This is a genomic window from Hydrogenimonas sp. (genome assembly GCF_029932565.1).
GTDB lineage: Bacteria > Campylobacterota > Campylobacteria > Campylobacterales > Hydrogenimonadaceae > Hydrogenimonas.
Genome location: NZ_JAOZPV010000090.1, coordinates 1 through 6,034 on the forward strand (window position 1 = coordinate 1; position 6,034 = coordinate 6,034).

Below are 6,034 nucleotides of genomic sequence, written 5' to 3' on the forward strand. Positions count from 1 at the left end.
TCGAAGGCATCGAGGCGTACAGTGCTGGCAGCAGGCCGGGCGGCCGGGTCAACCCCAATGCCAGGAAAGTGCTCGAAGAGGAGGATGCATGGCGCGAAACCTACCATTCGAAGAGTATCGAAGAGGTGATGAAAGAGGGGCCCTTCGATCTTGTCGTGACGGTATGTGACAATGCGAGGGAGAGCTGCCCTCTCTTTCAGGGCGGCACGAAGACCATCCACGTCGGGTTCGAAGACCCCGACGGCAAACCCTATGAAGCCTTTGTCGAGACATTGAAGGAGATCAAAAAGAGGCTGCTGCCTCGCATCAAAAAGGAGCTGTCGTGAAAAAAGAGGTCAATGCCACAGGAAACGGCGTGAAAATCGCTTTTACCGGCGAAGTGAAAAAAGAGAATATCGTGAAAATGGTCGAGAACTGTGCCACGGGGCAGTGTGAATGCATGAGCGACGAAACGAAACAGAAAATCCGCAAGATGGAAGTGCGTGGGGAAGATGGAGCTGTCGAACTGGAGTTGACAGGTGACGTGGCCAAAAAGGAGATCGAAGCGGCGCTGAAACGTTCCAACGTCCTCAATCCCTGACCATTTTTCAATGCAGATCCATTCGGGCATTGGGTGGGGCGGCCTCCTTTAAACCAATCCGCACTATAATAGCCCTATGACACTGGCGGAACTTCAACCGAAACAGAAAGCCATCATCAAATCGATCGGTGATATCGGAGAGCTCAAAACCCGTTTGATGGAGCTGGGGGTTTTGTGCGGGGAACCGGTTCAGCTTGTCCGGTACGCACCGCTCGGCGATCCGATCGAGATTCGGGTTGCCGATACGATGATCGCATTGCGCAAAGAGGATGCCGGGAAAATCGAAGTGGAGCCGATCTCCCAGCTTCGAAAACGGGAGCGGAGAGGGGTGCGATGATGAAAATTGCGTTCGTCGGCAACCCCAATACCGGCAAAACGGCATTGATCAACGCGATCGCCGGCAGCGATCTGGAAGTGGGTAACTGGCCGGGCGTGACGGTCGAGAAGAAGGAGGCGACATTCCGATACGGTGACAGAACGGTGTCGCTCGTCGATCTGCCGGGCGCCTATACCCTCAGCCCCTATTCACTCGAAGAGAAGATTACCCGAAACGTTCTGGCCTACGATCCGATCGACGGCATCGTCGATGTCATCGATGCGACGAATCTGCGGCGCAACCTCTATCTGACGCTCGAACTGATCGATATGCAGAAGCCGATGGTGCTGGCGCTCAATATGTTCGACGATTTCACGAAGCGGGGATTTGAGCTCGACGTCGGCAGACTCGAATCGATTCTCGGTCTCCATGCCGTACCGACGGTCGCCTCCAGGGGATTGGGCGCCGGAAAAGTGATCGACCGGATTGTCGATGCCGTCGAAACGAAAAAACTGCCTGCCATCCAGCCGATGCAGCATCACATCGAAAACGAAATCGCTTTGCTGACCCGAAAGATGGAAACGGAGAGATTGCCCTACCCGCCGAGGCTTTTCGCGGTCAAACTGATCGAAGGGGATGCCTTTGCACTGGAGTTGGCACGCCAGCATGGCAGAGAGGATCTTGTCGGCTTTGCCGAAGGGGCCCGGACCCGTCTTGAAAGCCATATGAAACTGCCGATCGAGACGATCATTACCCGTTCGCGTTACGAAGTGATCGATCGGATTCTCGACGAGGTGCTCACGAAGCCTGTCATCGACAGAGTCATATTGAGCGACCGGATCGATGCCTTCGTGCTGCACCGTTTCTTCGCTTTCCCGACACTCCTGTTCACGATGTTTCTTCTTTTCAAACTGACCTTCGACGGCAGCGCGCCGCTTGTGGAATGGACCGCCGGTTTTTTTGAAAATTTTGTCGGGAAATATCTGCATCTTCTTCTGGCTTCGTATCTGCCGGTATGGGGAGAGTCCCTGATTGTCGACGGTGTCGTCGGGGGTGTGGGTCTGGTTCTCTCTTTTCTTCCGCTGCTCTTTTTCCTCTATTTTTTTATGGCGCTGCTCGAAGAGAGCGGCTACATGGCACGGGTCAGTTTTCTGCTCGACAGGCTGGCACGTTCGTTCGGCATCAAAGGCAACGCTTTCGTCGCGATGCTTATGGGATTTGGCTGCAACGTGCCGGCCATCTATGCAACCCGGACCATGACGAGCCTGCGCGAACGGGTCATCACCTCGTTGATGATTCCGCTGATGAGCTGCAGTGCCAGACTGCCGATCTATGCACTCTTTACGGCTCTCTTTTTCAGAGATCACCAGGTCATGATCATTATGTCGATCTATCTTCTTGGTTTCCTGGCTGCATTGCTTATCGCTGTTACTGCCGACAGAATCCTTCCAAAAACGGAGGAGAAACCTTTTTTCCTCGAACTTCCTACCTACCGTTTGCCGACGTTGCGGGCCATATGGGTTCTGACATGGCCGAGGCTCAAAGATTTCATTATCCGTGCCGGAACCGTTATCGTTGCAGCTTCCGTCATTCTTTGGAGCGTCATCCATCTGCCGCCGGGCACCGATGTCCATAACTCCTACCTTGCCAAGAGTGCGCAAAGTGTTACACCGCTTTTCCGGCCGCTTGGTTTCGGTGACCACTGGGAACCGGTTGCGGCACTTATTCCAGGAACGATCGCCAAAGAGGTCGTTATCGGTTCGCTTGGCACGATTTACGGGGTGGAATCCGGCCATCCGCAGGCTGTGGATCGTTTCGATTTTCTCGATGATGCGACCAGCCAACTCTCTATGCTTGGCGATGCGTTTATCGCATCGATCCGTAACATATTCACATGGACGATTGAGAGGGAGAATGCCGCCGAAAACTCTTCGGGTTTGCAAAAAGCACTGCTGAACCAGTTCGACGGACCTCTCAATGCCTACAGCTATATGATTTTCGTGCTCTTCTATATCCCCTGCATCTCGACGATGGCAGCGATCAAACAGGAATTCGGATGGAAACTGATGAGTTTTGAGTTGCTGTTTCTGCCTCTGCTCGCTTATGGCGCGAGTTTCCTTTTCTATCAGACCGCCTTGCGTATTTTCTAGGACCCATCTCAAAAATTTCTGCCTATGGGAACGTTTGAGATGGGTCCGATTGACTTTAATCAAGACAAATTTTGTCCTATTTAAATATGATTCGGAAAAATTTTCAAGGATCATAATGAAACCCATTATCGTTTTACTCGTTCTATTTTTTATCACATCCGCTTTCGGGGATGCCAAAAAAGGGAAATCGGTCTATGAGGCAAACTGTGCACAATGCCACAGCATCCATATGACGGGTGGACTCGGACGCGACTTCAATCTCGTCTCCTACACCCGGACGAAACAGGAGATCATGGATTATGTCGAGAGTCCCGACAGGATGTATAGAAAATTCGGTTACAGCGCCAATGCCATGCCGACCCTTCCCCTGACGGAAGAGGAGATAGAGGATGTCACCGATTTCATCGATGCGCTGCAGCCGTTCAAAAAGTGGATGGTGACGAAAAAGGATTGAGAGGCACTCTTTTTCCTCCGTTTTCTATGGGACGATTGTAAGATCATGACGAAAGCGAGAGAAACTTTTAATCAAATTGTGTGTAAGATTAGAGAAAAAAAGGATTTCCATCATGCCACATCACAAACATCATGAAAAACTGGATCAGCTCAAAACCGCGATCGAGAAATCGGAAAAACTGAGCGAAGAGGAAAAGAGCAATGCCATTGCACATCTCGAAGAGTGGTATGAGGAGGACAAGGCATTCGGTACACTCATCGAAGAGTTGACGCAAAAATTTGCGGTTCTCGAACCGATTTTCGCCGAACTCGGACTCCTCTGATCGCACCTCTCATTCAGAGCGGCTTGGTCCGCTCTTTCTTTCTAGCGGAGCCTATCGTATCTAACTGTCCATAGGGATTTTTGAGATGGGCTCCAGGTCTAACATCTACTTAAAGCACTTCGTTATAGACTATTTGAAATATTTCCAACGGAGCCGATCATGAAACATAGCTATCTCAAAACCCAACCCGACGAGAAGGGATACTTCGGCGAATATGGGGGTGCATTTCTTCCGCCTCAGCTGGTCGACGAGTTCGAACATATTACCGAAGCCTATCTGAAACTGCGGAAATCACATGAATTCCTCGCTGAACTACGCCGTATACGCAAACATTATCAGGGACGTCCGACACCGGTTTATCATGCCAAACGCCTCAGCGATGCCGTCGGCGGGGCGCAGCTCTATTTCAAACGCGAAGACCTGAACCATACGGGTGCACACAAACTCAACCACTGCATGGCGGAAGCGCTGCTGGCCAAAAGTATGGGGAAGACGAAACTGATCGCCGAAACCGGTGCGGGGCAGCACGGGGTGGCGCTCGCTACGGCGTGCGCCTACTTCGGTCTGGAGTGCGAGATTCATATGGGCGAGGTCGATATTGAAAAGGAGCATCCCAACGTCGTGCGTATGAAGATTCTGGGTGCGAACGTGGTACCGGCCACCCACGGCCTTAAAACTCTCAAAGAGGCAGTCGACTCTGCATTCGAAGCCTATCTCTCCCAGCTCGACACGGCGATGTACGCCATCGGCTCCGTCGTCGGACCGCACCCTTTTCCGCTGATGGTGCGAGATTTTCAGAGTGTCGTCGGTATCGAAGCGCGGGAGCAGTATATGGAGATGACGAACGGCGAGCTGCCCGACCATGTGGTCGCCTGCGTCGGGGGCGGCTCCAACGCGATGGGCATCTTCAGTGGATTCATCGACGACGAGGTGGAACTCTACGCCGTAGAACCTCTGGGCAAGGGTACACGGCTGGGCGATCACGCCGCGACACTGGAGTATGGGAAGGAAGGGGTGCTGCACGGTTTCAAATCGATTCTGCTGCAGACCGAAAATGGAGAACCGGCCCCCGTCCACTCCATAGCCAGCGGTCTGGACTATCCGAGTGTGGGTCCCGAGCACGCCTATCTCCACGATATCGGGCGGGTCCATGTCAAAGGGGCGACGGATGCGGAGACGGTGGATGCCTTCTACGCCATCAGCCGGTACGAAGGGATCATCCCGGCGCTCGAGAGCGCCCACGCCATCGCCTACGCCATGAAACTGGCCCGTGAAGTGCCCCACGACGCGATCCTGGTCAACCTCTCCGGCCGGGGCGACAAGGATATCGACTATGTCGTCGATACCTTCGGTGTCATCGACTGGAATCCCGATCGGCTTGCCTGATATACACGGTCGATCCACCGTAAAATATTATAATGGGTGAAAAAAGAGGGATATTCCGATGAGATGGTTGAATTGGGCATTGTTGCCGCTTTTGGCTGCGGGAGGGCTTCACGCCACTTCGCACTGTTACAAACAGCGTTCCAACTGTTTTGTCGAAGAAGATGGCAAGTCGAATATCAAGATGTACGTCAAACGCGACAAATTTACCAAAGTGGCCAAACGATACGGTCTCTCCGAAAAAGAGATCAATACGTTGATCAAAAAAGGGGAGGAGCGCCTGGAGGAGAATCGTGAGAGGGAGGATCTGCGGGACGAGCGGGGCTATTACGGTGGTGTCTACTGGCCCCATCCCATCTACGCCTATCCGCCCTACTACTGGGATGATGACGATCACCATCACGACCATCCCCACCATCCGGTGGAGAAACCACCCTCTGAAAAGCCGCCTCATGGTCCCATCACGATTCAGCCTACTGAAAATCCTGTGTTCGATCGTCCCCGTCCGGACGGTCCTTCGACGCAGCCGGTTCAGCGCCCCGAGACCAGACCGATCCAGCGGCCAACCACCCGTCCCGTTACACGGCCGCAGAGGCCTGCTGCACGTCCCCGTCCGGCACCGCGTCCGAAACCCCGACCAAGGCCCGTTCGCCGGGCCCGTTGACGGCGGACAAGGAAAGCCGTTTGCCTGCCTGCTATAATCGCGGCTAAAAAAGGTCCTCCATGTTTTTCACACTGATTCATACGATCCATCTGCTGGCCGCCTTTGTCTATGGCGGCTTCCTCTTTACCGATATTCTCTTCATGCAGAAGATGCAGAAGAACCTGC

The 6,034-nt window shown here is 53.3% G+C and carries 8 protein-coding genes; all 8 read left to right on the forward strand.

Annotation, left to right across the window (positions count from 1 at the left end; genetic code table 11):
- Positions 1–326: arsenate reductase ArsC (locus Q1K24_RS08810; RefSeq protein WP_300369027.1), on the forward strand; the 326-nt coding region annotated here is incomplete at its 5' end.
- Positions 323–580 (forward strand): hypothetical protein, encoded by a 258-nt coding sequence (locus Q1K24_RS08815; protein WP_300369031.1) that lies wholly within the window; start codon positions 323–325, stop codon positions 578–580. The genes Q1K24_RS08810 and Q1K24_RS08815, both read left to right, overlap by 4 nt.
- 76 nt (positions 581–656) lie before the next feature.
- Positions 657–917: a FeoA family protein gene (locus Q1K24_RS08820; protein ID WP_300369034.1), complete on the forward strand. Its 261-nt coding sequence runs from the start codon at positions 657–659 to the stop codon at positions 915–917.
- Positions 914–3,046 (forward strand): ferrous iron transport protein B, encoded by a 2,133-nt coding sequence (gene feoB / locus Q1K24_RS08825; protein WP_300369037.1) that lies wholly within the window; start codon positions 914–916, stop codon positions 3,044–3,046. The genes Q1K24_RS08820 and feoB overlap by 4 nt, the downstream gene beginning before the upstream one ends.
- A 115-nt stretch (positions 3,047–3,161) precedes the next feature.
- A complete protein-coding gene (locus tag Q1K24_RS08830) occupies positions 3,162–3,500 on the forward strand; it encodes a cytochrome c (RefSeq protein WP_300369040.1) in 339 nt (112 codons plus the stop codon).
- Positions 3,501–3,612: 112 nt separating this feature from the next.
- Positions 3,613–3,822 carry a hypothetical protein gene (locus tag Q1K24_RS08835; protein ID WP_300369043.1) on the forward strand — a complete coding sequence of 70 codons (210 nt, stop codon included), beginning with the start codon at positions 3,613–3,615 and terminating at the stop codon, positions 3,820–3,822.
- Between the two features lie 159 nt (positions 3,823–3,981).
- Positions 3,982–5,208 (forward strand): tryptophan synthase subunit beta, encoded by a 1,227-nt coding sequence (gene trpB, locus Q1K24_RS08840; protein WP_300369046.1) that lies wholly within the window; start codon positions 3,982–3,984, stop codon positions 5,206–5,208.
- Positions 5,209–5,266: 58 nt separating this feature from the next.
- Complete coding sequence (locus tag Q1K24_RS08845) at positions 5,267–5,869, forward strand: hypothetical protein (RefSeq protein WP_300369049.1); 603 nt, start codon at positions 5,267–5,269, stop codon at positions 5,867–5,869.
- Positions 5,870–6,034: the final 165 nt, after the last annotated feature.